At 66.0% G+C, this 25,191-nt stretch carries 26 protein-coding genes; 20 read left to right on the top strand and 6 right to left on the bottom strand.

The genetic code is table 11. The features are described 5' to 3' along the window. The first annotated feature begins 15 nt into the window (after positions 1-15). Entirely contained in the window at positions 16-267 is a 252-nt protein-coding gene (locus tag ON44_RS20285) for a hypothetical protein (RefSeq protein WP_051182232.1), read from the top strand. Between the two features lie 7 nt (positions 268-274). On the opposite strand, the gene ON44_RS20280 is transcribed toward ON44_RS20285, so the two are convergent. After that, on the bottom strand, positions 275-1,210 hold the full coding sequence (locus ON44_RS20280; RefSeq protein WP_218007612.1) for an NADP-dependent oxidoreductase: 936 nt from the start codon (positions 1,208-1,210) through the stop codon (positions 275-277). An 85-nt stretch (positions 1,211-1,295) separates the two neighbouring features. On the opposite strand from ON44_RS20280, the gene ON44_RS20275 reads away from it, so the two are divergent. Further along, positions 1,296-2,291, top strand: a complete 996-nt coding sequence (locus ON44_RS20275; RefSeq protein WP_051182231.1) for a GlxA family transcriptional regulator — start codon at positions 1,296-1,298, stop codon at positions 2,289-2,291. Positions 2,292-2,324: 33 nt separating this feature from the next. On the opposite strand, the gene ON44_RS20270 is transcribed toward ON44_RS20275, so the two are convergent. Continuing rightward, a complete protein-coding gene (locus ON44_RS20270) occupies positions 2,325-3,791 on the bottom strand; it encodes an alpha/beta hydrolase (protein WP_373283186.1) in 1,467 nt (488 codons plus the stop codon). A gap of 177 nt (positions 3,792-3,968) precedes the next feature. Here ON44_RS20270 and ON44_RS20265 point away from each other — a divergent pair, with 177 nt between their 5' ends. The 4 genes from ON44_RS20265 to ruvB all read left to right on the top strand — a co-directional run bounded on the left by ON44_RS20265 (position 3,969) and on the right by ruvB (position 6,813). Further along, complete coding sequence (locus tag ON44_RS20265; RefSeq protein WP_051182230.1) at positions 3,969-4,454, top strand: MmpS family transport accessory protein; 486 nt, start codon at positions 3,969-3,971, stop codon at positions 4,452-4,454. A 95-nt stretch (positions 4,455-4,549) separates the two neighbouring features. Next, on the top strand, positions 4,550-5,119 hold the full coding sequence (ruvC, locus tag ON44_RS20260; protein ID WP_040692394.1) for a crossover junction endodeoxyribonuclease RuvC: 570 nt from the start codon (positions 4,550-4,552) through the stop codon (positions 5,117-5,119). Next, positions 5,116-5,721, top strand: coding sequence for a Holliday junction branch migration protein RuvA (ruvA, locus tag ON44_RS20255; protein ID WP_040692392.1), 606 nt, complete (start codon positions 5,116-5,118; stop codon positions 5,719-5,721). The genes ruvC and ruvA overlap by 4 nt, the downstream gene beginning before the upstream one ends. A gap of 6 nt (positions 5,722-5,727) precedes the next feature. After that, positions 5,728-6,813, top strand: coding sequence for a Holliday junction branch migration DNA helicase RuvB (ruvB, locus tag ON44_RS20250; protein WP_040692391.1), 1,086 nt, complete (start codon positions 5,728-5,730; stop codon positions 6,811-6,813). Between the two features lie 88 nt (positions 6,814-6,901). Here ruvB and ON44_RS53485 read toward each other — a convergent pair whose 3' ends face one another. Together ON44_RS53485 and ON44_RS20240 are read right to left on the bottom strand one after the other, a co-directional pair. Then, entirely contained in the window at positions 6,902-7,474 is a 573-nt protein-coding gene (locus ON44_RS53485) for a DivIVA domain-containing protein (protein ID WP_040692390.1), read from the bottom strand. Between the two features lie 149 nt (positions 7,475-7,623). Further along, complete coding sequence (locus tag ON44_RS20240) at positions 7,624-8,274, bottom strand: TetR/AcrR family transcriptional regulator (protein ID WP_245567247.1); 651 nt, start codon at positions 8,272-8,274, stop codon at positions 7,624-7,626. 98 nt (positions 8,275-8,372) lie between these two features. Between ON44_RS20240 and ON44_RS20235 the strand changes: the two genes are divergently transcribed. The 8 genes from ON44_RS20235 to ON44_RS20200 all read left to right on the top strand — a co-directional run bounded on the left by ON44_RS20235 (position 8,373) and on the right by ON44_RS20200 (position 18,401). Then, a complete protein-coding gene (locus ON44_RS20235) occupies positions 8,373-9,863 on the top strand; it encodes a flavin-containing monooxygenase (protein WP_040692387.1) in 1,491 nt (496 codons plus the stop codon). Between the two features lie 182 nt (positions 9,864-10,045). Then, complete coding sequence (gene yajC, locus ON44_RS20230; RefSeq protein WP_040692386.1) at positions 10,046-10,393, top strand: preprotein translocase subunit YajC; 348 nt, start codon at positions 10,046-10,048, stop codon at positions 10,391-10,393. A 150-nt stretch (positions 10,394-10,543) separates the two neighbouring features. Next, on the top strand, positions 10,544-12,277 hold the full coding sequence (gene secD, locus ON44_RS20225) for a protein translocase subunit SecD (protein ID WP_040692383.1): 1,734 nt from the start codon (positions 10,544-10,546) through the stop codon (positions 12,275-12,277). Continuing rightward, on the top strand, positions 12,274-13,470 hold the full coding sequence (gene secF, locus ON44_RS20220) for a protein translocase subunit SecF (RefSeq protein ID WP_040692381.1): 1,197 nt from the start codon (positions 12,274-12,276) through the stop codon (positions 13,468-13,470). The genes secD and secF overlap by 4 nt, the downstream gene beginning before the upstream one ends. Before the next feature lie 25 nt (positions 13,471-13,495). Continuing rightward, positions 13,496-15,202, top strand: coding sequence for an ABC transporter substrate-binding protein (locus ON44_RS20215; protein ID WP_040692379.1), 1,707 nt, complete (start codon positions 13,496-13,498; stop codon positions 15,200-15,202). Between the two features lie 37 nt (positions 15,203-15,239). Further along, on the top strand, positions 15,240-15,812 hold the full coding sequence (locus tag ON44_RS20210; RefSeq protein WP_051182229.1) for an adenine phosphoribosyltransferase: 573 nt from the start codon (positions 15,240-15,242) through the stop codon (positions 15,810-15,812). Between the two features lie 60 nt (positions 15,813-15,872). After that, positions 15,873-16,355, top strand: coding sequence for a DUF4291 domain-containing protein (locus tag ON44_RS20205; RefSeq protein WP_085998578.1), 483 nt, complete (start codon positions 15,873-15,875; stop codon positions 16,353-16,355). A 465-nt stretch (positions 16,356-16,820) separates the two neighbouring features. Beyond that, positions 16,821-18,401, top strand: a complete 1,581-nt coding sequence (locus tag ON44_RS20200; protein ID WP_040692374.1) for an ABC-F family ATP-binding cassette domain-containing protein — start codon at positions 16,821-16,823, stop codon at positions 18,399-18,401. Here ON44_RS20200 and ON44_RS20195 read toward each other — a convergent pair. Next, positions 18,372-18,803: a nuclear transport factor 2 family protein gene (locus ON44_RS20195; protein WP_051182228.1), complete on the bottom strand. Its 432-nt coding sequence runs from the start codon at positions 18,801-18,803 to the stop codon at positions 18,372-18,374. The two genes, ON44_RS20200 and ON44_RS20195, sit on opposite strands and share 30 nt — an antisense overlap. Before the next feature lie 80 nt (positions 18,804-18,883). Between ON44_RS20195 and ON44_RS20190 the strand changes: the two genes are divergently transcribed. The 4 genes from ON44_RS20190 to ON44_RS20175 all read left to right on the top strand — a co-directional run bounded on the left by ON44_RS20190 (position 18,884) and on the right by ON44_RS20175 (position 22,507). After that, on the top strand, positions 18,884-19,384 hold the full coding sequence (locus ON44_RS20190) for a winged helix-turn-helix transcriptional regulator (protein WP_040692416.1): 501 nt from the start codon (positions 18,884-18,886) through the stop codon (positions 19,382-19,384). A 68-nt stretch (positions 19,385-19,452) separates the two neighbouring features. Then, positions 19,453-20,718, top strand: coding sequence for a hypothetical protein (locus ON44_RS46930; RefSeq protein WP_157187231.1), 1,266 nt, complete (start codon positions 19,453-19,455; stop codon positions 20,716-20,718). A 79-nt stretch (positions 20,719-20,797) separates the two neighbouring features. Beyond that, positions 20,798-22,069 (top strand): hypothetical protein, encoded by a 1,272-nt coding sequence (locus ON44_RS20180; protein ID WP_040692371.1) that lies wholly within the window; start codon positions 20,798-20,800, stop codon positions 22,067-22,069. 72 nt (positions 22,070-22,141) lie between these two features. Next, positions 22,142-22,507: a DUF4345 domain-containing protein gene (locus ON44_RS20175; protein ID WP_085998577.1), complete on the top strand. Its 366-nt coding sequence runs from the start codon at positions 22,142-22,144 to the stop codon at positions 22,505-22,507. 36 nt (positions 22,508-22,543) lie between these two features. Here ON44_RS20175 and ON44_RS20170 read toward each other — a convergent pair whose 3' ends face one another. Then, positions 22,544-23,083 (bottom strand): helix-turn-helix domain-containing protein, encoded by a 540-nt coding sequence (locus tag ON44_RS20170; protein ID WP_040692370.1) that lies wholly within the window; start codon positions 23,081-23,083, stop codon positions 22,544-22,546. 81 nt (positions 23,084-23,164) lie between these two features. Here ON44_RS20170 and ON44_RS20165 point away from each other — a divergent pair, with 81 nt between their 5' ends. Both ON44_RS20165 and ON44_RS20160 read left to right on the top strand, forming a co-directional pair. Then, the gene (locus tag ON44_RS20165; RefSeq protein WP_051182235.1) at positions 23,165-24,415 is read left to right on the top strand and encodes an alpha/beta hydrolase; all 1,251 of its coding nucleotides are present in this window, start codon (positions 23,165-23,167) and stop codon (positions 24,413-24,415) included. 188 nt (positions 24,416-24,603) lie between these two features. Beyond that, the coding region (locus ON44_RS20160; protein ID WP_040692408.1) for an acyl-ACP desaturase at positions 24,604-25,191 on the top strand (588 nt) is incomplete at its 3' end.

Raw genomic sequence — 25,191 nt, 5'->3', positions numbered from 1 at the left:
AAGAGACCAGCCATCATGCGTCGATCCCTTGCCGACGAGCATCCCGGCGATTCAACCGATTTGAACATCACCCTCGCCCCGCTCGCGGTCGCGACCGGACTGATCCTGCTCATCGCCGCATTCGCGACGGTGAACCGGATGCCCGGCTGGGCTGCCGACTACGGCGCGAGCCTGGTGTACTTCGCGATCTTCCTATACGTGGCGATCGCCGGACGCGTGACCTGGTGGGGAATCGGCCTTCTGATGAGTCACGGCAAGAGACGCTGACGCCCGCTCACGGCGCAGCGAGCACCAATTTGCCCACGGTGCGACCGGTTTCGCCGAGCGTATGCGCCTTCGCGGCCTCCCCGAATGGGAAGACCCTGGCAATGGCCGGGCGCAGTGCCCCGGATTCGGCGAGTTCCGCGATTGCGGTCATGCCGGCATGATCGTCCTCGACCAGCATGCGCACGGCGCGGACTCCCAATTGCTTTGCCTCGGTGGCCAAATCGGTCGCCCCGAAAGCGCGCAGCGAGACCAGCAAGCCGTCGGGGCGGAGTGTGCGCAGGGAGTGCAGGCTGTTCTCATCATCGATCGAGTCCAGTACGACGTCGACATCTCCGACCGCCTCGGCGAAGTCGGTTGTGCGGTAATCGATCGTCTCGTCCGCGCCGATTTCGCGCAGGAATTCGTGGTTGGCCGCGCTCGCGGTGCCGATGACGTACGCGCCGCGCGCCTTGGCGATCTGAACGGCGAAATGTCCGACGCCACCCGCCGCGGCATGGATCAGGATGCGTTGTCCGGCTTGTAGTTTCGCGGTATCGACGAGGGCCTGCCAGGCGGTGAGAGCGGCCAGTGGGATGGCCGCGGCCTGAATGTGGTCCAGGTTCACCGGTTTCGGGGCGAAGGCGCGGGCGGGGCCCACGACGTATTCGGCGAATGAGCCGTGTCCGTAGGGGTAGGGGAGCATGCCGAAGACCGCGTCGCCCGGCTCGAACAGAGTGACCCCGATACCCGTGGCCACCACGTCGCCCGATACATCCCACCCCAGCACGAACGGTGGTTCGCCGAGGAAGAGTCCGGAGACGCCGCGATGCCGCCAATCGGTCGGGTTGAGCCCGGCTGCCTGCACCCGGACCAGGATTTCGCCGGGGCCGGGCGTCGGGATGGGCAGTTCGACTTCGGTCAGGACCTCAGGGCCGCCGATTAGATCTTGGCTGATCGCGCGCATGGTGGTGTCGTTCATGTCGTTCAGCCTGCCGTCGGCGGCGACACGAGGAAATGGCACGATTGCCAATATTCGATATGATCGTGCCATGGTCGGTACCTCGGATGGGCATTCGGCGCGACATCGGGTGGTCGTGCTCGCATTGGACGGGGTGTATCCGTTCGAACTCGGCATTCCGACCCGCGTCTTCGGCACCGCCCCGGATCTGTACGAGGTGAGCACTTGCTCGATCGATGGCGCACCGGTACCGAGCCGAGCCGATTTCGCCATTGCCGTCCAACACGACAGCCGAGCGCTGGCGACTGCCGACACTGTGGTCATACCGGCCTGCGATATCGATATGACGCTCGATGGCACGCTGCCGCCCCCGGTGGCCGCGGCATTCGCACGCATCCGACCGGGCACCCGCATCGTGTCGATCTGTACCGGCGCATTCGTGACCGCAGCCGCCGGATTGCTCGACGGTCGTCCGGCGACGACGCACTGGAATGTGTCCGAACTGTTCCGGCGCACCTTTCCGCGGGTGCTACTGAATACCGATGTCCTCTACGTCGACGACGATGACGTGCTCACCTCGGCGGGCGCGGCGGCAGGCATAGATCTGTGTCTGCACCTGGTGCGCCGCGACCACGGCAGTGCGGTCGCGAATACGGTGGCGCGCCGCTGCGTGATGCCGCCGTGGCGTGATGGCGGCCAGGCCCAATACATCGAACAGCCGGTGCCGCCGTCGACCTCGGCGAGCACCGCCGCCGCCAGGCACTGGGCCCTCGAGAATCTCCGATTGCCTTTGACCATGGACGATCTCGCCGTCCAGGCCCGAATGAGCAAGCGCACCTTCGCCCGTCGCTTCCGCGACGAGGTCGGCATGAGCCCGGGCCGCTGGCTCATCCAACAGCGCGTCTTCCGCGCCCGCCAGCTACTCGAATCGACCGATATGACCGTGGACCGCATCGCGGGCGAGGTCGGCTTCGCCACCGGGAGTTCGCTACGCCAACACCTGCACGATTCCATCGGCGTATCACCGCTGGCCTATCGCCGAACATTCCGCGCCGAGTCGGTTGTGCCGGCCGAAGTCCTGGGCTGAGCGCGGCTCAATTCATCGACCGCGCAATCGGTTTCAGGTCGCGTCGGGCACCGGGAGACCGACGCGGGCGACGATCCAGGGGAGCGACGAGGTGAACGCGGCCGAGGCGAATTGCCAAGTGTGGCCACCCTGGGTGGTGTGAATGGTGCAATCGATGCCGACTTCGTGGCCTGCGTCGCACAGCTTTTCGGCGGCGCCGACCTCACCGGTGTCGAAGACTCCGTCATGACCGCCCATGCCCACGTTGTCGTCGTCGGCGGCTGCGGATTGTTGGCGTGCACCATGGGATCCCGGACCGGATTTGGGTGGGGTGAGATCGTCGAACAGACCCGCCATACCCGTGTAGGGACCGTGTGCGGCCATAACGGTGAGCGGATCGAAGGCGGCCCAGCGGTTGGCGTCGCCGCCGAAAAGCCTTCGAATCGTTTGTTCCTTATTGCCCGAGGCCGGGCCGAGATCGCCCGCGATATCGACGAAGGTGCGCACCAATTCGGGGTGCATGACCGCCAGATCGACCGCACAGGTGCCGCCCATGGACCAGCCGACCACCGCCCAGTTCGCCGGATCCGCCGAGGCGCCGAAGCGAGATTCCAGATAGCTGGGCACATCTCGGGTCAGATGGTCGGCGGCATCGCCGCGCGGACCGTTCACACATTCGGTGTCATTGTTGAAACTGCCGCTGGAATCGACGAAGACGAGGATCGGGGCGCGGCCACCGTTTGCAGCGGTGAACTTGTCGACCTCGGGCATGATCTGACCGCTGCGGATCCAGTCGGCGGGCGTATTGAATTCGCCGCCGATCATCATGACGACCGGCAGTGCCGGCGGCGTCGGACCGGCGAACCAGGCCGGTGGCAAGTACACATATTCGGTTCGATGCGGAAAACCGCTGCCCGCGTCCGGAATCTGCACCGGCACGATCTTGCCGGTGCTGACATCGGTATTGCGAAGTCCGGGCAGCGCATCGATATCGGTCTGATTCGGCAGCGGACCCGCGGTGAGCGCACTCCACGCGGACTGCACGGTGGGGTAGTAGCCCACCCACTGATTGAGCACGATGCCGGTACTCGACAGGGCGAGCGGTATGGCGAGCACCGAGACGCCACGCCGCCACCACCTGGCACTGCGCCAGCCGAGCGCGGCGACCGCGATCGCCGCGACCGCGACGCCGACACAGGCCCACAACTCGACCGGCGCCGGATCCGAGGCCAGCCCCTGGTCGTTCACATACGCCCACGCGGCCACCGCGCCCGCCGCACCGAGCACCACGCAGACCGGCAGCAGCACCAGCCGCCAGCGCCGGGTCCGCCAGCCGATCGCCAGGATCAACGCGGCCACCGCGACCAATTCGACGGTCACCGGCAGCCAGCCGTGCAGCAGCGATATGCCGTGATGAAATCCGTTCTGATAGTTCGGATTCAGATTCGCCGAAGGCAGCCGCGGTGGCGGCGGTGTCACGGGGGTCGCGGGTGCGGCTAGTGGGGCACGGACTACGGGCACCTACGGCATTGTCGAGACCGTTCCTCGAGAAAGCCTGTGAATTCGCTCCAGTAAGCCTGGGCACCCATGAAACGCTGGTCGATCGGAGGTCGATAACCGCACAGGTGAATCGGGCTCCGAACAGTCTCGTCCGGTAAAGTCCAATAGCTGGTCGTGCAGGATTCAGGAGGGGTGCACATGACTTATCAACCACCGCCGCAGTACCCGGGTTATCCGGGGCAGGGGTATCCGGGCTACCCGGGATATCCGCCGCAGCCGCCGAAAGGCAAGCCGGTGTGGCCGTGGGTGCTCGGCGGCATCTTCCTGGCGATCGTGCTCACCGTCGGCGGCTGCGTCGCGGTATTCGGATCCATCGCCTACCGGCTCGACAAGGAGTCGAAGAAGGAAACCTCGATCACTTACGAGGTCTCGGGCTCCGGCACCGCCGATATCTCCTACAACAGTGGCGATTTCGATACCGCCGATGCCAACGATGCACCGCTGCCGTGGACCAAGGCCGTGACCGTGACCGGATACGTCCGCACGGGCCGGGTGTCGGCGACCGTCAGCGGATCCAACGGCGGCACGGTCACCTGCCGCATCCTGCAGGACGGCAAGGTAGTCGTCGAGGATTCGGACTCCGGCACCTACGCGTATGTGAGCTGCTACCACTCGTTCAACTAGCCGAATCCCGGGCGGGCGCCGTGTCGTTGGTGAACGGTAGGTGGCCCTTCCACTAGACTCTCGAACAGTTGTTCGTGCCTTCGAGAGGGGACCGTGTGCGGGTGATGGGTGTCGACCCGGGACTCACCCGGTGCGGCCTCAGCATCGTCGAGGGCGGGCTGGGGCGGAAGGTGACGGCGCTCGACGTCGACGTGGTGCGTACCCCCGCGGATATGGATCTGGCACACCGGCTGATGGGCGTCGCCGACGTCGCCGAACACTGGATGGATACGCACAAACCCGACGCGGTCGCGATCGAGCGGGTGTTCGCGCAGCACAATGTGCGCACCGCGATGGGCACCGCCCAGGCAGGTGGCGTGATCGCACTGGCCGCCGCGCGCCGAGGGATACCCGTGGCCTTCCATACCCCGAGCGAGGTGAAGGCCGCAGTCACCGGCAACGGCACCGCGGACAAGGCACAGGTGACCGCGATGGTGACGCGTATCCTCGGCCTCCAGGTCGCGCCGAAACCGGCGGATGCGGCCGATGCGCTGGCCCTGGCGATCTGTCATTGTTGGCGGGCGCCGCTGATGGCACGGATGGCCGAGGCCGAGGCGCGCGCCGCCGAGGCACAACGGCGGTATACACAGCGGCTTGCCGAACAACGGAAGGTGGTGCGCGGGTGATCGCGTCGGTACGCGGTGAGGTGCTCGAGATCGCGCTCGATCATGTGGTGATCGAGGCGGCGGGCGTGGGCTACCGGCTCAATGTCACCCCCGCGACGCTGTCCACCCTGACCCGCGGCGAGGAATCCCGGCTGTTCACTGCGATGATCGTGCGCGAGGATTCGATGACGCTGTTCGGATTCGCCGATACCGAATCCCGTGACCTGTTCGGCCTTTTGCAGACCGTCTCCGGAGTCGGACCCCGGCTGGCCATGGCGGTGTTGGCGGTGCTCGAGCCCGAGGCGCTGCGCAAGGCGTTGGCGGAGAGCAATGTCGCGGCGCTGACCCGGGTGCCCGGCATCGGCAAGCGCGGGGCCGAGCGCATGGTTGTCGAGTTGCGTGACAAGGTGAATCTTGTTCCGGTGCAGGCGGGTCCGCCCGGCAGTACGCCGACGCCGGTGCTCACACCGGTGCGCGAGCAGGTTGTCGAGGCTCTGGTCGGACTCGGATTCCCGGTCAAACAGGCCGAACCCGCGGTCGATGCGGTACTCGCCGAAAATCCCGCCGCCGATACGTCGAAGGCGCTGCGGGCGGCGCTCGGCTCGCTGGGGAAGAATCGGTAAGACGTCATGGATTACGATCCCGAACCCGACGCCGAATCCCAGGTCAGCGCAAGCTATCTCAAGTCCGATGGTGATATCGAGGCCAGTCTGCGCCCGAAGTCCCTGGACGATTTCATCGGCCAGCCGCGCGTCCGTGAACAGCTCGCGCTCGTGCTGCGCGGCGCCAAACAGCGCGGCGGTACCCCGGACCATGTGCTGCTGTCCGGTCCGCCCGGACTCGGCAAGACCAGTATGGCGATGATCATCGCCGCCGAACTCGGTACGGCACTGCGCATTACGTCCGGTCCGGCGCTGGAACGCGCGGGCGATCTCGCCGCGATGCTGAGCAATCTGGTCGAGGGCGATGTGCTGTTCATCGATGAGATCCACCGAATCGCCCGGCCCGCCGAGGAGATGCTCTACCTCGCCATGGAGGATTTCCGCGTCGACGTGGTCGTCGGGAAAGGGCCGGGGGCAACATCTATTCCGCTGGATATCGCACCGTTCACCCTGGTCGGCGCGACCACCCGCTCCGGTGCGCTCACCGGTCCGCTGCGCGACCGGTTCGGCTTCACCGGCCATATGGATTTCTACGATCCCGAGGAACTTCTGCGCATCCTGCTGCGCTCGGCTCATATTCTCGGTGTCACCATCGACCGCGATGCCGCCGCCGAGATCGCGGGCCGCTCCCGTGGCACCCCCCGCATCGCAAACCGCCTGCTGCGCCGTGTCCGCGACTACGCCGAGGTCCGCGCTGACGGCGTGATCACCCGTCCCATCGCTCAGGCCGCACTCGAGGTCTACGACGTCGATGTCCTCGGCCTGGACCGCCTCGACCGCGCCGTCCTCGGCGCGCTGGTCCGCAGCTTCGGCGGTGGCCCCGTTGGTGTTTCGACCCTCGCGGTCGCCGTCGGCGAGGAGGCCGCGACTGTCGAAGAAGTCTGCGAGCCGTTCCTCGTCCGCGCAGGCATGGTCGCCCGCACCCCCCGCGGCCGCGTTGCCACCGCCACCGCCTGGGAACACCTAGGCCTCATACCACCCCCCGACCTCATCTTCGGCTCCATCGAAGTCCGCGGCCGAGAACCTCACCCCACCCTCGACCTCTTCGACTAACCCGCACCCCCGCTGGATCAAGATCAGGTGGAACTGGTGGCGGTGCTTCTCGGGCGATGCCGCCATGGATTCCACCTGATCTTGATTTCTAGCGGTGGTTGTGTTCGAGGGCGGTGACGACGAGGTCGAGGAAGGCGTCGACCTCGTCGCGGGTGTAGCCGCGCGTGCCGAGGCGGGCCTCGGTGAAGCGGACGGCGCGGACGTCGGTGACGGTCAGGCTGCCGGGGCCGCCGTGGGCGAGGGTGGCGGCGACCAGGTCGAGGAACGCGTCGACTTCTTCGATGTCGTAGCCGCGGCGGCCGACAGCGGCCTGGGTGAACTGCATGCGGTGCACATCGTCGGGGGTGAGCAGTGTGGCGGGGCCGGAACCATTGCCGCCGGCGGGGACCGGGCGGGAGCCGCGCTGCCGGAATTCCAGCTCCACACGGACCCGGTCCAGGAATTCGTCGACCTGATCGGCCTGATAGCCGCGGCCGCCGAAGCGGGGGGCGTCGAAGGCGACGTGCCGGATATCGTCGGCGGTCAGCACACCATGACCGGCCAACGTCGCTGAGACCAGTTCCAGGAACGCGTCGACCTCATCGGCATGGTAGCCGCGGTGCCCCAAAGGTGGCATGGCGAAGTGGATTCGGCTCACGTCGTCGGGGGTCACCTGCGACATTGTTCCAGGGTCGCTGCCCTGCTCGCGTCGAATGCGGTTTTTTCGAACTAGGCGGTCTCTGCCGAACACGTGTTGCCCCCGTTGGCCAGTCGATCCGGGTCCACCCTAGCCGGAATCTGCTCAGATAGCCGCTGGAGATTTGCCGGATTTCAGTCCCTGCGCACACCGTCGATCAGCAGCCGCCGGATCGCCTCGTTCAACTCCTGCACCGCGGCCTCGTCCGGATTGCGCAGCCCGTGCACGATGCCCGCGAGCAGCATGCCGGTCACCGCCTTCGCGGTGTACTTGGTGTCGAGATCCGCACGCAGATAACCGAGTTCGACGCCGTGCGACAGATAGCCCGCGGTGAGCGCGTCGGCCATATCGAGCAGACCGTAGAGCCGGGCGGTGAGTTCGTCATCGATGCCGGTGGCATGGAACAGCAGCAGTTGGGCGACCCGGCGGTCGTCCACGAGGATCCGGGTGAGCGCGGCACCAATGCGGTCGATCTGGGCGCGATATTCGTCAAGGGAGGTGGCGGCGTCGGGCGCGTTGTCGGTGCCGAGCGCCTCGATGATCCGGGCGGCCAGATCGTCGATGACCACGTCGATGATCTCGCGCTTATTGCTGAAGTACCGGTAGAAGGTGCCGTGGCCGATGCCCAACTCATTGGCGATATCGGCGATGCCGGTGGCGTGATAGCCCTTCTCGGCGAAGCAGACGAAGGCGGTGTCGATGATTTCCTGCCGCAGTTCGGCCTTGCGTCGCTGGATCGCATTTCCGGCCGCTGGGCGGGGCGCACGCGTGGATGGCTTCGTCACCTGTCCGATGATACGGTGTTCACAAACGGAATGATGTGTCATTCCGTGAGGAATGGTTCCTACATTCCCGATGGAATGTTTAAAGCAGGAGGTTCGACGTGGCGCCTCAATACGACGCGGTCGTGATCGGTGCGGGATTCGGCGGCATGGGAGCGGGTATCGAGCTCGACCGGCTGGGTCTGAGCAATTTCGTCATACTGGAGCGGGAGGACGACCTGGGCGGCACCTGGCATGTCAATCACTACCCGGGTCTGGCGGTCGATATCGCCTCGGTGACCTACTCGTATTCCTTTGAGCCCAACCCGTATTGGACGCGTCTGTTCGCGCCGGGCAAGGAGCTCAAGAAGTACGCCGCCCACGTCGCCGACAAGTATGGGCTGCGCCGCCGGATGCGTTTCGGCACCGTGGTGGACGGTGCGCGGTGGGATGAGGAGCACCAGCACTGGGTCGTGTCCATCGCGGGCGGTGAAACCGTCACCGGCCGTTACCTTCTCACCGCCACCGGCTTTCTATCCCAGCCCTATACGCCGCCGTTTCCCGGCATCGATTCCTTCGCGGGCAAGATCATCCACACCACCGCGTGGGAGGACGATTTCGACCTCTCGGGTCGCAAGGCCGCCATTATCGGCACCGGCGCCACCGCCGTGCAGCTGATTCCCGAGGCGGCGAAGAAGACCAAGGAACTCACCGTGTTCCAGCGCACCCCGATCTGGGTCGTGCCGAAGATCGACACCGCGATTCCCGCGCCGGTGCAGAAGCTGTTCGCGCGCGTGCCCGCCACTCAGAAGGCCGCGCGGCTGGTCAACACCAGCATGCTCGAGGCGCTCATGGTGGTCGGCGTACTGCATTTCAAGCAGGCCAAGCCGCTGAATATGGCCGCGGGTGTACTCGCCAAGGCGCATCTGCGGGCCCAGGTGCGCGATAAGGAGATTCGCAAGCAGCTCACCCCGCACTACGACTTCGGCTGCAAGCGCCCCACTTTCTCCAACCAATACTTCAAGACGTTCAATCAGCCCAATGTCCGGTTGGAGACCAATTCGATCGATCACATCGAGGCCGATGGCATCGTCACCGCCGACGGACACAAAACCGAGATCGATACCCTGATCTTGGCCACCGGCTTCAACCTGTGGGATGTGAACTTCCCGGCCATCGAGATCATCGGCCGCGACGGCGTCAACCTCGGAAAGTTCTGGCGCGACAACCGTTTCCAGGCCTACGAGGGCATCACCGTGCCGAAGTTCCCGAACTTCCTCAGCCTCAACAGCCCGTACTCCTACAGCGGCCTGTCCTACTTCACCACCATCGAGGCCCAGATGAAGCACATGGGCCGGTTGCTCGGTGAGATGTTCCGGCGCGGCGAGACCACCTTCGAGGTGACCGAGCAGGCCAACACTCGGTTCCTGGACCGCGTCACCGAGAAGTTGGGTTCCTCGGTGTTCTACGGCGGTGACTGCGCGACCGCGCGCAGCTACTACTTCAACCAGCACGGCGAGGCCGCGCTACTGCGTCCGACCAGCACCGTCAATGCCCACCGCGAGGCGGTCAGCTTCCCGCTCGACGACTACACCTACGGCAAGACGGCATAGAACGCCGCGTTGCGCAGCCCCGCGACCGTCGCTCGGTCGCGGGTTTCGCGCTGTCCTGGAGCGGCCCGAGATCCGGATTCCGGGACGTCAAGGGTGTGCCGGTGTGGTGGTGACGACATGAGCTGGCAGACTGTTGGGGTAATAGCCCATTCCCACCCACAGACTAGGGACTGACTTCGACGATGGAACTTCTGTTTCCGCTCCTACTGGTAGCCCTGCTCGTGCCCATGTTCCTCGGTGTGCGCCGCCAGAAGCGCGAGGCCGAGAAGGTCACGTCCATGCAGGAAAGCCTGAAGGTCGGCGATCAGGTCACCACCACGTCGGGTCTGTACGGAACCGTGGTCGATCTCGACGACACCACGGTCGATCTCGAGATCGCCGAGGACGTCGTCACCACGTGGTTGCGTCAGGCCATCCGCGATGTGCGTACCGAGGACGAGACCACGGATGAGACCGTGACCGACGAGACCGAGGCCGGTCACGTCGAGGAGTCCGCGGAGCAGACCGAGACCCGGCTGACCAAGGACTGATCGGTTCTACCGGCTCCCGTAGCGATTGCTTGCAGGTCGCTCGAAAGGGCCAGCCCGCGTGTTGCAGATCGCCGCGGGCCATCCGTCCGGGTGCCGGCCGTGCGCGCCCGCGTGTTCCACCCTCGACTTCCGCCTAGGAGATGACGAACTGTGCCACCTTCCCAGGGATCGGCGCATCCGCTCCGGTTACTCGGCGTCTACGCCGTGCTGCTGGCCGTGATCTATGCGCTGGTGTTCTTCACCGGTGACCATTCCCCGACCCCCAAGCTCGGCATCGACCTGCAGGGTGGTACTCGCGTCACGTTGACCGCGCGGACCCCCGACGGCAGCAAGCCGAGCCAGGACAGCCTGCGCCGGGCGCAGACGATCATCGAGAACCGCGTCAACGGCCTCGGTGTCTCGGGCTCCGAGGTCGTCATCGACGGCGACAACCTGGTGATCACGGTTCCGGGTGACGACGGTGGCCAGGCCAAGGCGCTGGCGACAACCGCCAAGCTCTACATCCGTCCGGTGCTGTCGGCGGTGCCCGCGGTCGGCGGCAAGGCCACGCCACAGACGGGTACTGCGGGGACGGCGACGCCGGGCACTGTGCCGGATGCCACCCAGCTCAACCCCGATGGCACCGTGCCGACCCAGCCCGCGCCCACCACCGAGGCGGCGCCGACCACGGAGTCCGCGCCCGCAGCGGAGTCGACCCCGCAGCCGCGCGTCTTCCCCGCGCAGGCTCCGACCTCGCCGCCGGCTCCGCCCGGTGGCCTGACGCCGCAGGAGCAGGCGAAGAAGGAGATCGCGGACGCCAAGGCGACCCGGCAGAGCACCGACGCCACGGTGCAGCAGGCCGCGATGGCCGCGATGGACTGCAATAAGTCCGATCCGCTCGCCGGTAACGACGATCCGAATCTGCCGCTGGTCACCTGCTCCACCGACGGCAAGGAAATCTTGCTGCTGGACAAGAGCCGCATCGACGGCCAGGAGATCAAGGACGCCACCTCCGGGCTCAACCAGCAGCAGGCGCGCCACGAGGTGAACCTCGAATTCAAATCCGGTGGCAGCGATGCGTGGGCCTCGCTGACCGGTGAGTACATCAACAAGCGGGTCGCGTTCGTACTCGACTCGAAGGTGGTCAGCGCGCCGGTCGTGCAGTCGGGTCCGCAGCAGGGCGGTCGTACCACCATCTCCGGTAGCTTCACCGCGGCCAGCGCCAAGGAACTCGCGAACACCCTGAAGTACGGTTCGCTGCCCCTGTCGTTCCAGACCTCCGAGGCCGAGACGGTTTCGGCGACACTGGGTCTGTCCTCGCTGCGCGCGGGTCTGCTCGCGGGTGCGATCGGTCTCGCGGTGGTGCTGCTGTACTGCCTGCTCTACTACCGGATGCTCGGCTTCCTCGCCGGATTCTCGCTGATCGCCTCGGGTGTCGCGGTATTCGGCATCATCGTGCTGCTCGGCCGTTGGATCGGATTCACACTGGATCTGGCCGGTATCGCGGGTCTGATCATCGGTATCGGTCTGACCGCCGACTCCTTTGTGGTGTTCTTCGAACGCATCAAGGATGAGATGCGCGAGGGCCGCAGCTTCCGTTCGGCGGTGCCGCGCGGTTGGCAGCGGGCTCAGCGCACCAACCTCTCCGGTAAGACCGTCAGCCTCATCGCCTCGGTGGTGCTCTACATCCTGGCCGCCGGTCAGGTGAAGGGCTTCGCGTTCACCCTCGGTATCACCACCGTCCTCGACGTGATCGTGCTCTATCTGGTGACCGCGCCGCTGATGATGCTGGCCTCGCGCTCGTCGTTCTGGGCGAAGCCGTCGGTCAACGGGCTCGGTGCGATTCAGGAAGTGGCCAGGGAGCGCAGGGCCGGCGAGGCGCTGGTTAAGGAGACGGCACGATGACGAACTCGACCCTGGAGCCGTTCGCCGACGAGGTGAACGATTTCGAGACGCCCAAACACAGCATCTTCGAGCGCCTCTACACCGGTACCGGCGGATTCAAGATCGTCAGTCGGCGACGTTTCTACTACGCGCTGACCGCGGCCTTCGTGCTGATCTCGTTGCTGAGCATCGGAATTCGCGGATTCACCCTCGGCATCGACTTCGCGGGCGGTTCGCGCATCCAGCTGCCCGCGGCGGGGACGGCCACCACGCAGAAGGTCGAGGACATCTACTCCCAGACCATCGGCCACGCCCCGGTGACGGTGCAGAAGGTCGGATCAGGCTCGGCGGAGACCATCCAGGTCCGCTCGGACACGCTGAGCGCCACCCAGACCGACGCGCTGCAGACCGCGCTGTTCAATGCCTTCCAGCCGAAGGACAAGGACGGCAACGTTTCGCGCAATGCGATCAGCATCGCCGAGATCAGCGAGACCTGGGGTAGCGAGATCACCAAGAAGGCGTTGATCGCGCTGGTTGTGTTCATCGCGCTCACCATGGTCTATATCGCGATCCGCTTCGAACGGGATATGTCGATCTCGGCGATCGCCTCGCTGTTCTTCAACATGATCGTCACGGCGGGCATCTACTCGCTGGTCGGCTTCGAGGTGACACCCGCTGCGGTGATCGGTCTGTTGACCATCCTCGGTTACGTGCTCTACGACAATGTCGTCGTCTTCGACAAGGTCGAGGAGAACACCCGCGGTGTGGTCAATACGACCCGGCGCACCTATGCCGAACAGGCGAATCTCGCGGCGAACCAGACCTTGATGCGTTCCATCAACACCACGGTCATCGGCATCCTGCCTATCGTCGGCATGCTGGTGATCGCGGTGTGGCTGCTCGGCGTCGGCACGCTGAAGGATCTGGCGCTGGTGCAGCTGGTCGGCATGATTGTCGGCGCGTATTCATCGATCTTCTTCGCGGTGCCGCTGCTGGTGTCGATCAAGGAGCGTTGGGGTCCGGTCGCGGCGCACACCAAGAAGGTGCTCAACAAGCGGGCCGGACTGGCATCGGCGCGTGCGGGAGCCGAGGCGGAGCGGCGCGCGGTCGCGGCGACCGGCCGGGAGCTGGGTGCGCGTCCCGTGCGGGAACCTGGACAGGCTCCGCGTCCGGGCGCACGGCCGAGCGGAAAGCGGAACAAGCGCAGGCACTGACAGCCGACGGCAGGGGTTTGCATATATGAAGCAGTCGCTAGCGGTACGTCTGATCGGAGCGGTGGCTGCGGGCACCGTGGTCGCCACGGTGATGGCCGGGTGCTCCAGCCAGAACCAGGTGCCTTCCATCGGCTATGCCGTCGACGCGGTGATCGCCACCTACAACGGCGGTACCACGCTCGGTACGAGCAGCGGCTCGGATGCGGTGTTCGCGCGGGTGCTGACCGGGTTCTTCTACACCGGACCGGACGGTCAGCAGGTCGCGGACACCGATGTCGGCACCGCGAAAGAGGTGCCGGGCGAGGCGCAGACGGTGCAGTACCGGCTCAATGCGGACGGGGTGTACTCCGACGGCGTGCCGACGTCATGTGACGATCTGGTGCTCGCCTGGGCCGCGCGCAGCGGCCGATATACCAAACTGGGTGACCGCGTCCAGGTTCCGCTCTTCGACGCCGCGAGCACCGCCGGATACGCCGATATCGAACGGGTGGACTGTCAGCCGGGATCCAAGGACGCCACCGTCGTGTTCCGCGCCGACCACCACTACCTGCCGTGGCGCAACCTGTTCACCGCGGGTGAGTTGATGCCCGCGCATGTCGCCGCTCGGGTGGCGAATGTGCCGAATGTGGTGACGGCCGTACAGTCCGGTGATCAGGCCGCGTTGCAGCGGATCGCCGACTTCTGGAACAACGGGTGGACGATCGGCGCGGACAAGGTCGACATTTCGCGGTTCCCGTCGTCGGGGCCGTATCGGATCGATTCCTACTCCGCCAAGGACGGGCTGGTTCTCGTCGCGAACGAGCGCTGGTGGGGCAATAAGCCTGAGACCGGGCGGATCGTGGTGTATCCGAAGACCGCAGATCTGAAGGCGAAGGTCGGCGACAATGCGGTCGGGGTCATCGATATCGGCGCGGGATCGGTGAAAGACATCAATCTGGACGGCTTTTCGGTGCGGACCGTGCCCGGGCGCGGTGCCGAGCAGCTGGTGCTCGCCACTTCGGGAGTGTTCGCCTCGGCCGACGCGCGGCGCGGTTTCGCATTTTGTGTGCCGCGCCAGGACCTGTTCGACAAGCTCGGCAAGGCCAAGGATGCGCCGAAGACCGGACTCGGCACGGCGGTGCTGAATTCTCGTATCACACAGCAGGATTCGCTGTATTACCCGAACGTGATCGGCGCGGCCGACAAGTACCGCGGCGGTGATGCGACCGCGGCGGCCGCGAGCGCCGGTGCGGCCAAGCCGACCATTCGGATCGGATATGTGAAGCCGGACGATCGGCGCGCTCAGACCGTGCAGATGATCGCCGACGCATGCAAACCGGCCGGTATCAATGTGGTGGATGCCGGATCCGCCGATTTCACGCCGTCTCAGCTCACCGAGGGCAAAGTCGACGCCGTCCTCGGCAGCACCGCATCGGCCCCGGGTCCGGCCGGATCCGAGACCGGTGTGGCCGCTACCAGCGCGTTGCGCACCGGTAGCGGGCTCAATTTCGGTCGCTTCGGTAACGGCCGCTACGATTCGATCACCGATCAGCTTGCGGGCGACGACAACTCGACCACAACGCTGAATCTGCGCACCGAGGCCGAGAACCTGCTGTGGGCGGAGATGCCGAGCATTCCGTTGTTCGTCACGCCCCGCACCATCGCGTTCGGCAACGGTCTGCAGAACGGCATAGCCGGGCCCACCCAGGCGGGCACCGGCTGGAACATGGACCGCTGGGTGTTGAAGCGGTGACAGGTGTTGGTGGGTGAGTAATCATGGAGAGGTGTCGATGAGCAAGCATGCGGCGGTGGAATCGGACGACGTCCTAGCCGAGCGGACAGGTAAGGCAGCCGAACTGGTCGAACGCCTGACCCGCTGGCGCGACGATTTCCCCTCTCCCGGCATTCGCTTCGCCGATCTCACGCCGGTCTTTGCCGATCCGGAGGGTTTCCGGGCCGTCATCGACTGCCTAGCGGCGTGTGCGCCCGAAGCCGACCTGGTTGCGGGCGTAGACGCTCGTGGATTCATCCTCGGGGCCGGCGTTGCCGCGACCCTGGGGACCGGTGTCATGGCGGTGCGCAAGGCCGGGAAGTTGCCGCCGCCGGTGATCTCGCGTGAGTACAGCCTCGAGTACGGCACCGCATCGCTCGAGATTCCGGCCGACGGTGTCGAGCTGAAGGGGCGGCGCATTCTGCTGCTGGACGATGTGCTGGCCACCGGCGGCACGCTGGCTGCCGCCGCGGATCTGTTCCGGGCCGCCGGTGCCGAAATCATTGCGGCCGCAGTGGTTCTGGAGTTGAGTTTCCTCAACGGTCGGGATCGCCAGGGCGATTACCCGTTGACCTCGGTGGTGCGGGTCTAGGTCGTTCGGCTGCGGTGCTCCGGGTTTGCCGGCTCGGATTCGAGCTGCGAGGATCGCGGGATGGATGTCTCCGCGCCGACGCGGCAGATTCGGGCTTCGTACGACGACTCGACAGTAGTCGTCTATCAAGCGTATTCGCCGCAGATCGCTGAACCCGCCCTGGCCGCAGGGACTTTCGTGAGCCCGTTCAAGCGGGAGCGGATGACGTGGATCAAACCGTCGTTCCTGTGGATGATGTATCGCTGCGGATGGGCCCGCAAACCCGGGCAGGAGCGAGTGCTCGCGATCACCATGACGCGCACCGGATTCGAATCGGCACTGGCGCGGGCCTGCCTGAGTCACTATGTGCCGGAACTGTATTCGGATCGCCGTGCGTGGACCCAGCGATTGCGGACGAGTCCGGTTCGGATCCAGTGGGATCCGGAACGCGATCTGCATCACCGGCCGCTCGGCCATCGGTCGCTGCAAGTCGGCCTCGGTGGGGAGGCCGTCGACGCGTATGTGGATACCTGGATCACCGAGATTCGAGATGTGACCGATTAGGCGCGGCGAATCCATGAGTTGGTGGTCGCCGGGCAGTTGGCGGCGGCCGGGGATGCCCTCCCGGTCGAGCGGCCGTATCCGCTCGCCAGTGCTACCGCGCGGGCCATCGGTGTCATCGGCTAGCGAGCTGGGATACGTCGGACGATCCCAGCAACCGGAACTGGGCGCAAAGCGTGCGACGAGTGCGAATCCTGCAGCGGCTCAGGGATTGCGGACCAGGTAGTCGAGGTGGGTACTCAAGGATTCCTTGGGTGCTTCGGGGGTTTCCATCCATAGGTCGGAGCCGCCGCGGCCTTCCGGACAAAGCGTGTGATCGAAATATCAGTGGCGCGACATTCGCGGATGTGTTTATTCTGGACGGGTCTTATCCCCGTTGATCGGAGTCATGTCGTTGCTCTCATGAGGTAGCCACTCGGGCGGCCCGCATCCTGTGCGCCGCGTTCCCGCGCAACCTCTGGGGTCCACATGACCAATCTGTCTCTTTCCGATCTCACTTTCGCCTGGCCCGATGGCACACCCGTCTTCGACGGTCTGGACGCGGTGCTCGGACCCGGCCACCTCGGCCTGGTCGGTGGCAACGGCGCGGGCAAGTCCACCCTGCTGCGACTGATCGCGGGTGAGCTGACTCCGGCACGCGGCTCGATCACGGTCACCGGGCGACTGGGCTACCTGCGGCAGGACCTCGGCCTCGGCGACGGTCAGCGCGTCGACGCGGTGCTGGGCATCGCCGAAGCACGAAAGGCATTGCACCGCATCGAGTCCGGCCTCGGCGACGAGTCCGACTTCGATATCGTCGGCGCGCAGTGGGATGTCGAGGAGAGTGCCATCGCGCTGCTCGGCCGACTGGGCCTGCACTACCTCGCCGACTCGACCGAACAGCTGGACCGCCGACTCGAAACCCTCTCCGGCGGCGAGACGGTGCTACTCGGCCTGGTCGCCGAGCTGCTGCGCGATCCGGACGTGCTGCTGCTCGACGAGCCGACCAACAACCTGGATCACGTTGCCCGCCAACGCCTCTACGAGGTCGTCTCCCAGTTCTCCGGCACCGTCCTCACGGTCAGCCACGACCGCGAGCTGCTGGAGCGGATGTCCACCATCGCCGAACTGCGTCAGGGTGAATTGCGTTTGTTCGGCGGCAATTTCAGCGAATACGAGCGGATCGTCGAAGCGGAGCAGGAGGTGGCGCGCGCCGCAATCCGGGACGCGCGCAGTGACGTTCGCAAACAGGCACGCGAACTGGTCGAGACCCGCATCAAACTCGATCGCCGAGCCCGCTACGGGCAGAAGATGTTCGAGAACAAACGTGAGCCGAAGATCGTCATGGGCGCACGCAAGCGGGCGGCGCAGGTGTCTGCGGGCAAGCTGCGCAATAACCACATCGAAAAGCTGGACACCGCGAAGGAGCAGCTGCAGCAGGCCGAGGACCTGTTGCGCGACGACCGGCAGATCCGCATCGACCTGCCGGACACCCGGCTCTACCCGGGCCAGGACGTCATCGATCTCGAGGAGGTGGAATTGGCGTGCGGTCCGACCGTGACATTGCGGGTCTCCGGTCCGGAGCGGATCGCACTGACCGGCCGCAACGGCGCGGGCAAATCCACACTGCTGCACCGCATCGCCGCCGAACCGCCGCAGGTGCCGTGGCGCATACTGCCGCAGCGCCTGGACATCTTCGACGAGCAGCGCTCGGTCTTCGAGAATGTCGCCGCGACCGCACCACACGCGGCCGCCGAACAGATCCGAGCCCAACTGGCCCGCTTCCTGTTCCGCGGCGCTGACGCCGACGTCGCGGCGGCGGCCCTGTCCGGCGGTGAGCGCCTGCGCGCGGCCCTGGCCATGCTCCTGCTCGCCGATCCTGCCCCGAAGCTGCTGCTGCTCGACGAGCCCACCAATAACCTCGACCTGCCCAGCCTCGACCACCTCACCCAGGCCCTGGCCAACTACGAGGGCGCACTGATCGTCGTCAGCCACGACCCTCGTTTCCTCGACGATATCGGGGTGACCAGACGTCTCGAACTAACCGGCGACGGGCTGGTCGAAACGTGACAGTGCGCGCCGCATGACGCCCGGATGACGAAGTAGGCGCGGCGCCAGCTTCACCGCGAGCAGGGTCAGCGGGAGCCAGGGCCGCAGGTGCGGTTCGAGTCGGCGGATGCGGCCGTCGGCGGACAATTCGAGGATCATGGCCTCGGTCATCCGGAATGGGCCGACGGCGGCCTCGGCGAGCAGAACTCGGCGCGCACCCTCGCCGATGTGCTCGGTCCAGCGCAGCCGGCCGAGGCTGCCGTATGCCGCGGCCAGCAGGATGCGCAGATCCTGGTGACCACGGAAGACCAACCTGCCGGAGACCGGAGAGGTCAGCGCGGCATCGGGTGTGAGGGTCGTCATCAGCGCATCGAAATCGCTGGCCTCCGTCGCCTCGCGAAACCGCGCCACAGCATCGGACATGTCTCGATCACCCCTTCACAGTTGGTTGTTTCGCAACGTAGCGGAGTAACTTGCAAAAAGCAATGGACTACGATGGGTGGGTGCCCAAAGCTGCCATGTCCGACATTGTGTGCTCGATCGCGCGAACGCTCGACGTGGTCGGGGAGCGGTGGACGCCACTGATCCTGCGTGACCTGTTCGTCGGGGTGAATCGGTTCGAGGACATCCGCCGCGATCTGGGCATCGCCTCCAATGTCCTGACCGCGCGTCTGGATGCGTTGCGGCAGTACGGGATCGTCGAGGCCAGGGCCTATCAGACGAACCCGGTCCGCCACGAATATGTGCTCACCGAGCAGGGGCGCGAGCTGTATCCGGTGCTCACGATGCTCATCACGTGGGGCGATAAGTGGCTCGCCGGGCCTGCGGGGCCGCCCGCGCTGGTCGTGCATCGCGATTGCGGACATCCCACGTCCGGGGTGGTGGTCTGCCGTGACTGCGGTGGGCCGCTCACCGCCGACAATGTGGACTGGCGGCATGGTCCCGGCGCACGGCGCGGACCGGGAACCATGCTGATCGGCGATCATCTGGAACCGGCGCCGTAGGTCCGTCCGGTAACGCAAGTGTTTCGCTCGAGTTGATCGACGTGCTCGGCTGCAGCATGATCAATCCGATGGATCCGGTGTTGCGGGCGATAGCCGATGTCGATTGGGCCGAGCTGGAACATGCTTACGGCCCGGCGGCGGATGCTCCGGCGCACCTGCGGGCGCTGATGGACGGTGATGCCGAGTCCTGTGTCGACGCGGTCGGCTATCTCGACGCCGCGATATTGCATCAGGGCAGTGTGTACTCCGCGACCGCGCCGTTCGTCGCGATCGTGGCCGAACTGCTGGCGCGTCCGCATACCGAGATGAAGGTCGAGGACATACTGCCGTGGGATCCGGGTCCGCGACGGCTGCGCGTCGCGCTGCTGGACTATTTCGAGGTCTTCGCGCAGGGGTGTTGTTCGGGGATCTCCGATGAGCAGTTGTATGCCGAGGCCTATCCATCCGGCCGTACCGAAGAGGATCTACAGCGCGTCAAGGCGAATCGGCGCGCGGGGCTACTGGAATTGGGGCCCGATCCCGCGAATGCCCTTCTAGTGGAGCATGTTCCGACGCCACCGGGCTTGCTGGCCGCCATCGATGACCACGAATTCCGGGCGGCGATGCGGGCCAGGGACGAGATCGCTTGTCGCGCAGTTGTTCCCGGCGTGATCGAGGCGGTCGAGCCCCTGGTCGACGATCGGGATGTGACGGTGCGCATGGCCGCGCTTCGTGCGATGATCGAACTCACCGCGCATCCGGCCTACGCCGAGAAGCGGGCCGCACTGCTGCAGCGGGTGGACGAGATCGCGCCGACTATGTCGGATCCGGTCGAACGAGCCACTGCCGCACGGATTTCCGGCCTCAACGGCGGCCGTCCGGAGCAACTGCTCGCCGATGCCCACCCCGGTGTGCGCACCTGCGCCGCCCTCGCGCCCGCATTCGCCGCCGAACAGCGTGCCACCGACGAACTGCTTGCCGCGCTGGAGCATCCGGAGGTCATCGACCGGTGGTTCGATCGCCATCTGCCCGGACAGGACGGCTGGCTGCGCCACGATGTCATCCGCGAACTCGTCAGCCGTGTCGATGATTTCGAGACGCTGCTGCCCGCCGCGATCGAAGCGGCGTGGGCGGCGAATCCGAGCACCGTGCACTACGACTGTATTTCCTTCCTGCACAGAGCCTTTCCGGATACCGTAGCCGTCGGATCGGAGCTGTCCGCCGCCCAGCTGTCGTTCCTCGCGGTACTGGTGGAGATCGACGATCTCTGGCAGCTCGGTCAACTCGAACGCTGGCTCGATACCGCGGGTCTGCCCGGCGGGCGGGACGGCTGTCGGCGGCTCGTCGAGCAGTAACCGCTCGGTCCCACGTCCGCAGAGTGGGTGTAGGGTCCTGACTTTCGCCGCCGGAACGCGGACACGAGGATGTGTATCCATGGGAATCGAGTTGCACGCGGCGGGGGTCTGTCGCGCGCCCACCGCGGACTTCCTCGATCAGGTGGGGGAGTGGCTGCTGACCGGCCCCGCCGGTGCGCGGGTCGGCTGGACCGCCACGTCGGCGCCACTGCGGAAATCGGTGGAGGTCTCCGGAGATCGCCTGCTGGCCGTGCTGCATCCGGCGGCCGAACCTGTCGATCTGCGTGCGGCGCACGGTCAGGTGGTGGTGAGCGCGGGTTGTGCGTCGGCCGGGCCGGGCTATCATCGGCACGTCGCGGCGGTGCTGCACGAAATGGGTCGGCGATTCGACATCGTGTGGGATGAGGGGACCGAGGATCCGCTCGGATTGGGTGATGACCGCGCCGAGGTCGAACACGACTATCTGGTGTGGATCCGCAGTCTCGCGGAAACGGTCCTGACCGAAGTTCCGGCGGAGGGGGCGTGGGTTTCGATCGGATTGTCGCTCGGCAGTGACCGTTTCGACTACGACGGGCTGGCCGCGAGCTGGTTGGGGCCGCGTGATCGCGACTGGTTCCAGGCCGTCCGCGATGGCGACGAGGCGGCCGCGCGCGCGTTCTTTCCGTGGTGGGAGGACGGTTGGACCGCGCCGACGATTCGCAATACCGCAATGGGCATCATGTGGAATGACGTGCGTTGGCGGGCACCATCGGACGCCGACGACACGCCCGCACTGCATCAGGCCGATGCCTTGCTCGCCGAGGCGCACCGGCTCGACGCGGCGCTGGAGCTGCCGTGGGCGGCCTGGCACGAATTACGGTTGCTGCTCGCGGATTCGGCCGCCATCGCGGCGGGTGCGCCCACTGATCTGTCCGCGCGGGCCGCCGCGGCGGACCAGGTGCCGCTCGGCTACCGTCGCCGCCCGGTGCACACCACACCGATATCGGGGTGGAGCCTGCGGATTCCCGGCGATTTCACCTACGGCTGGGATGGCGATCGGTGGTGGGCCTGGGACGGCACCCGCCAGATCGAGATCACCATCCTGTCCGTCGGCGACCCGAAAACCGGGCCGCCACCGGCCGCGATGCTGCAATACGGTGCCAATGCGACCGCGGGGCATCGCGGCGAACCGGTCAGCGGCGGTCCCGGTGACGGATGGTGGTTGCCCTCGGAGGACGGTGAAGAGGTCGGCGTGCAGGGGATCGCCAGTCGCCGCAACGGAGAATTGCTGCTCGTCACGATCAGTGTGCCCGGGACGCAATTGGATTGGGCGATCGAAGCCTGGCGCTCGCTGCACTACAACGGGGACTGACCGCACGTTTGTGGAAGCGGGTGCGCGCTCTGGTCGAGCAAGCTGGCCTTCCGACTCGAACAGGAGGTTCCCTTGGCAATTGCCGTCAATACCGTCGTCGGCGTGTTCTTCCTCGCGATGGGTGTGTATGCCCTCGCGGCCCCCGCAGCACTGATCCGCCCCTTCGGCATCCGTCTCGAGCAAACCGAGGCGCGCTACGAGATCCGTGCCGTCTACGGCGGATTCGGTCTCGCGATGGCGGCGATGCTGGCGGTCGCGGCCACCCACGACGGAGCCCTGCGCACCGGAATCATGGTCACCATCGGTGCCGCACTGGGTGGAATGGCGTTCGGCCGCATCGTATCCGCGATACTCGATGAGCGAGTCGCCTTCTACCCCAACTGGTTCTACTGCATTATCGAGACGGTCGCCGCGGTGGCTCTGGTGTCGGCCGCCTGAGCCGATTACCGGACAGCGACTCGTAGCCGGTCGGCGTCACGTCCCGTCGCGCTCCGGCGCCTGGGCCAGCGGAAAGAGGATCGGGCTCAGCAGGTACGGCACGCGGCCTTCGGTAGCCGCATTGGACAGTCGGGGCAGGATCGCTGCCCGCAGGTCGGTGATGAGTTCGGTGAGTTCGTCGCGGCTGAGCCATACCGCATGCTGGCGATAGCCGACCAGATCGCCGACCGGGTCCGTGTCATCGCTTTGCAGGTAGGCCTGGAATTCGGCCAGCAAGGTGGCCATGGCGATGGGGAAGATCCGGCGATGGTCGGCGGGCGTCGCGGTTTCGGCATCGACCACCGCGCGCTCGCGTCGCAGGCGATAGCCGCGTTCCACCACGCCGCGCACTCGTTGTTCCCGGGCCACTTCGAGGATGCCGTGGTCGGCGAGCAGGTCTACATGCCGGTACACGGTGGCCTTCGAGATATCGGGCATGCGGGCGCTGAGCTGTGCGGTTGTCAGCACGCTGTCCCCGGCGAGGGCATGCACGATCCGCAGTCGCGCGGGGTGGGCGAGTAGCTCCATCGGGTCCATGGAGCAATGTTCTCATCTCTGATACTGTTCGCAAAGTTGAGATTGATCCCGGCTGATTTGTCCGGGGAGCAGGAGGATTCGATGTCGTCGATCGCACCCACTCGCACCGGCATCGAAGTGGTCGAGGACCTGTGCTCCGGTCGGTATGCGCAGGTGCACGCGATGTTCGCGGCGCAACTGCAAGCGCTGGTATCGGCCGAAAAGCTGGGTACCGCTTGGGAATCGCTCGTCGATCGGTACGGATCGGTGGTCGAGGTGGGTGCCGCGGTGAGTGCGGCCGGGGCGGTGCGCGTGCCCGTGCGACTCGAACTTGGCGAGGTTGTGGTCGGGATGACGATCGACGAAACGGATCGCCTCACCGGCCTGCAACTGACGCCGCCCGTCGCGCCGTGGCAGCCACCCGATTACGCCGACCGGGAGTCCTTCGACGAGGAGCAGGTGTCGATCGGGCAACCGCCGTTCGTCGTTCAGGGCACCATCAGCCTGCCGCGGCGCCCGCGGCCGTGCCCGGCGGTTGTGTTGCTCGCGGGCGGGGGACCGTTCGACCGTGATATGACGACAAGTTCCAATAAGCCGCTCGCGGATATTGCGTGGGGACTGGCCGGCCGCGGGATCGCGGTGTTGCGTTTCGACAAGGTCACCCATGCGCATGCCGGTGCGGTCGCGGCGCTCGAATCGTTCACCATGACCGACGAATACGTGCCTCACGCGGTCGCGGCCGTGCAGGCGCTGCGTGCGCACTCGGCTATCGATGCGGATCGGGTCTTCGTGCTGGGGCACAGCATGGGTGGGAAAGTCGCGCCACGGGTCGCGGCCGCGGAACCGGCGGTGGCGGGGTTGATCGTCCTGGCCGGTGACGCCTCGCCGATGCACTGGGCCGCGGTGCGGGTCACGCGCTACCTCGCCGCCTTGGAACCCGATGGTAGCCTCGGCGCGCAGGCCGCGATCGAGGCGATCGTTCGGCAGGCGCAATTGGTCGACGATGCGCTGACGGAGTCGACTCCGGCCAGTGAACTGCCCCTGGGGCTGCCTGCGTCGTATTGGTTGGATTTGCGGGACTACGACCCGGTCGCGGTGGCTGCGACGCTGGGTAAGCCGATGTTCATGCTGCAGGGTGGGCGGGATTACCAGGTCACTGTCGATGACGACTTGTCGCGGTGGCGGGCCGGTCTGGCCGATCGGGCGGAGGTGACGATCCGGGTGTACGACGCCGATAACCACCTGTTCTTTCCGGGTGTGGGGCCTTCGACCCCGGCGGAGTACGGACCGGCGCAACATGTTGATCGACAGGTCGTCTCCGATATCGCCGACTGGATTGCGACCTCCGGGTAGATCGGACCCCGGCAGATCCGGTATTCGCCACGCCGTCCGCGCCGATACCGTGTCGGCACGTCTTCGCGATTAACCAGTAGTGAGCCACCACGCCTTCGGCGAAACGAATTCGCCGCAGGGGATTTCGGTGGCCCGGCAATAGGGGCACTCTGGAGGAGAGCCCCTGATCCGATGACAGGAATCCGATCGTGACACGTACCTTGACACAGCTGGAGTTGCTGACCGAACTCGAACCCGTTGCCGAACAAAATCTCAACCGTCACCTATCGATGGCAAAGAACTGGCACCCGCACGACTATGTGCCGTGGGACCAAGGCCGCAATTTCGCCGAGATGGGCGGAATCGATTGGGAGCCAGCGCAGTCTCAGTTGAGCGAACTGGCCAAAGCCGCGATGGTCACCAATCTGTTGACCGAGGACAATCTGCCGTCCTATCACCGACTGATCGCCGAATCCTTCTCCCAGGACGGCGCCTGGGGCACCTGGGTGGGGCGGTGGACCGCCGAGGAGAACCGGCACGGGACCGTCATGCGTGACTATCTCGTCGTCACCCGCGGGGTGGACCCGGTGGCGCTGGAACATGCGCGGATGGTCTGCATGACAGCCGGGGTACAGCACCCGACCGGGGTGGACGACAATGGATTCCTACCCGGCGTCGCCTACGTGACTTTCCAGGAACTGGCGACCAGGGTCAGCCACCGCAATACCGGCCGGGTCTGCAACGACGCGATCGCCGACCGGATGCTGCAGCGCATTTCCGCCGACGAGAACCTGCAC

Source organism: Nocardia vinacea NBRC 16497, from assembly GCF_000308835.1.
GTDB classification, from domain to species: Bacteria; Actinomycetota; Actinomycetes; order Mycobacteriales; family Mycobacteriaceae; genus Nocardia; species Nocardia vinacea.
Note: the sequence above shows the minus strand (reverse complement) of the source record. Positions and strands in the feature narration are given on the sequence as shown.

Excerpts from the sequence above, each read along its gene's own strand:
- ON44_RS53485 (WP_040692390.1), bottom strand. The coding sequence starts at position 7,474 with ATGTCGCAGGTGACCCCCGACGACGTGAGCCGAATCCACTTCGCCATG.
- yajC (WP_040692386.1), top strand. The coding sequence starts at position 10,046 with ATGGAACTTCTGTTTCCGCTCCTACTGGTAGCCCTGCTCGTGCCCATG.
- secF (WP_040692381.1), top strand. The coding sequence starts at position 12,274 with ATGACGAACTCGACCCTGGAGCCGTTCGCCGACGAGGTGAACGATTTC.
- ON44_RS20180 (WP_040692371.1), top strand. The coding sequence starts at position 20,798 with ATGGGAATCGAGTTGCACGCGGCGGGGGTCTGTCGCGCGCCCACCGCG.
- ON44_RS20170 (WP_040692370.1), bottom strand. The coding sequence starts at position 23,083 with ATGGACCCGATGGAGCTACTCGCCCACCCCGCGCGACTGCGGATCGTG.
- ruvB (WP_040692391.1), top strand. The coding sequence starts at position 5,728 with ATGGATTACGATCCCGAACCCGACGCCGAATCCCAGGTCAGCGCAAGC.
- ON44_RS20280 (WP_218007612.1), bottom strand. The coding sequence starts at position 1,210 with ATGCGCGCGATCAGCCAAGATCTAATCGGCGGCCCTGAGGTCCTGACC.
- ON44_RS20215 (WP_040692379.1), top strand. The coding sequence starts at position 13,496 with ATGAAGCAGTCGCTAGCGGTACGTCTGATCGGAGCGGTGGCTGCGGGC.
- ON44_RS20275 (WP_051182231.1), top strand. The coding sequence starts at position 1,296 with ATGGTCGGTACCTCGGATGGGCATTCGGCGCGACATCGGGTGGTCGTG.
- ON44_RS20285 (WP_051182232.1), top strand. The coding sequence starts at position 16 with ATGCGTCGATCCCTTGCCGACGAGCATCCCGGCGATTCAACCGATTTG.
- ON44_RS20200 (WP_040692374.1), top strand. The coding sequence starts at position 16,821 with ATGACCAATCTGTCTCTTTCCGATCTCACTTTCGCCTGGCCCGATGGC.
- ON44_RS20265 (WP_051182230.1), top strand. The coding sequence starts at position 3,969 with ATGACTTATCAACCACCGCCGCAGTACCCGGGTTATCCGGGGCAGGGG.
- ON44_RS20205 (WP_085998578.1), top strand. The coding sequence starts at position 15,873 with ATGGATGTCTCCGCGCCGACGCGGCAGATTCGGGCTTCGTACGACGAC.
- ON44_RS20210 (WP_051182229.1), top strand. The coding sequence starts at position 15,240 with ATGAGCAAGCATGCGGCGGTGGAATCGGACGACGTCCTAGCCGAGCGG.
- ON44_RS46930 (WP_157187231.1), top strand. The coding sequence starts at position 19,453 with ATGGATCCGGTGTTGCGGGCGATAGCCGATGTCGATTGGGCCGAGCTG.
- ON44_RS20195 (WP_051182228.1), bottom strand. The coding sequence starts at position 18,803 with ATGTCCGATGCTGTGGCGCGGTTTCGCGAGGCGACGGAGGCCAGCGAT.
- ON44_RS20165 (WP_051182235.1), top strand. The coding sequence starts at position 23,165 with ATGTCGTCGATCGCACCCACTCGCACCGGCATCGAAGTGGTCGAGGAC.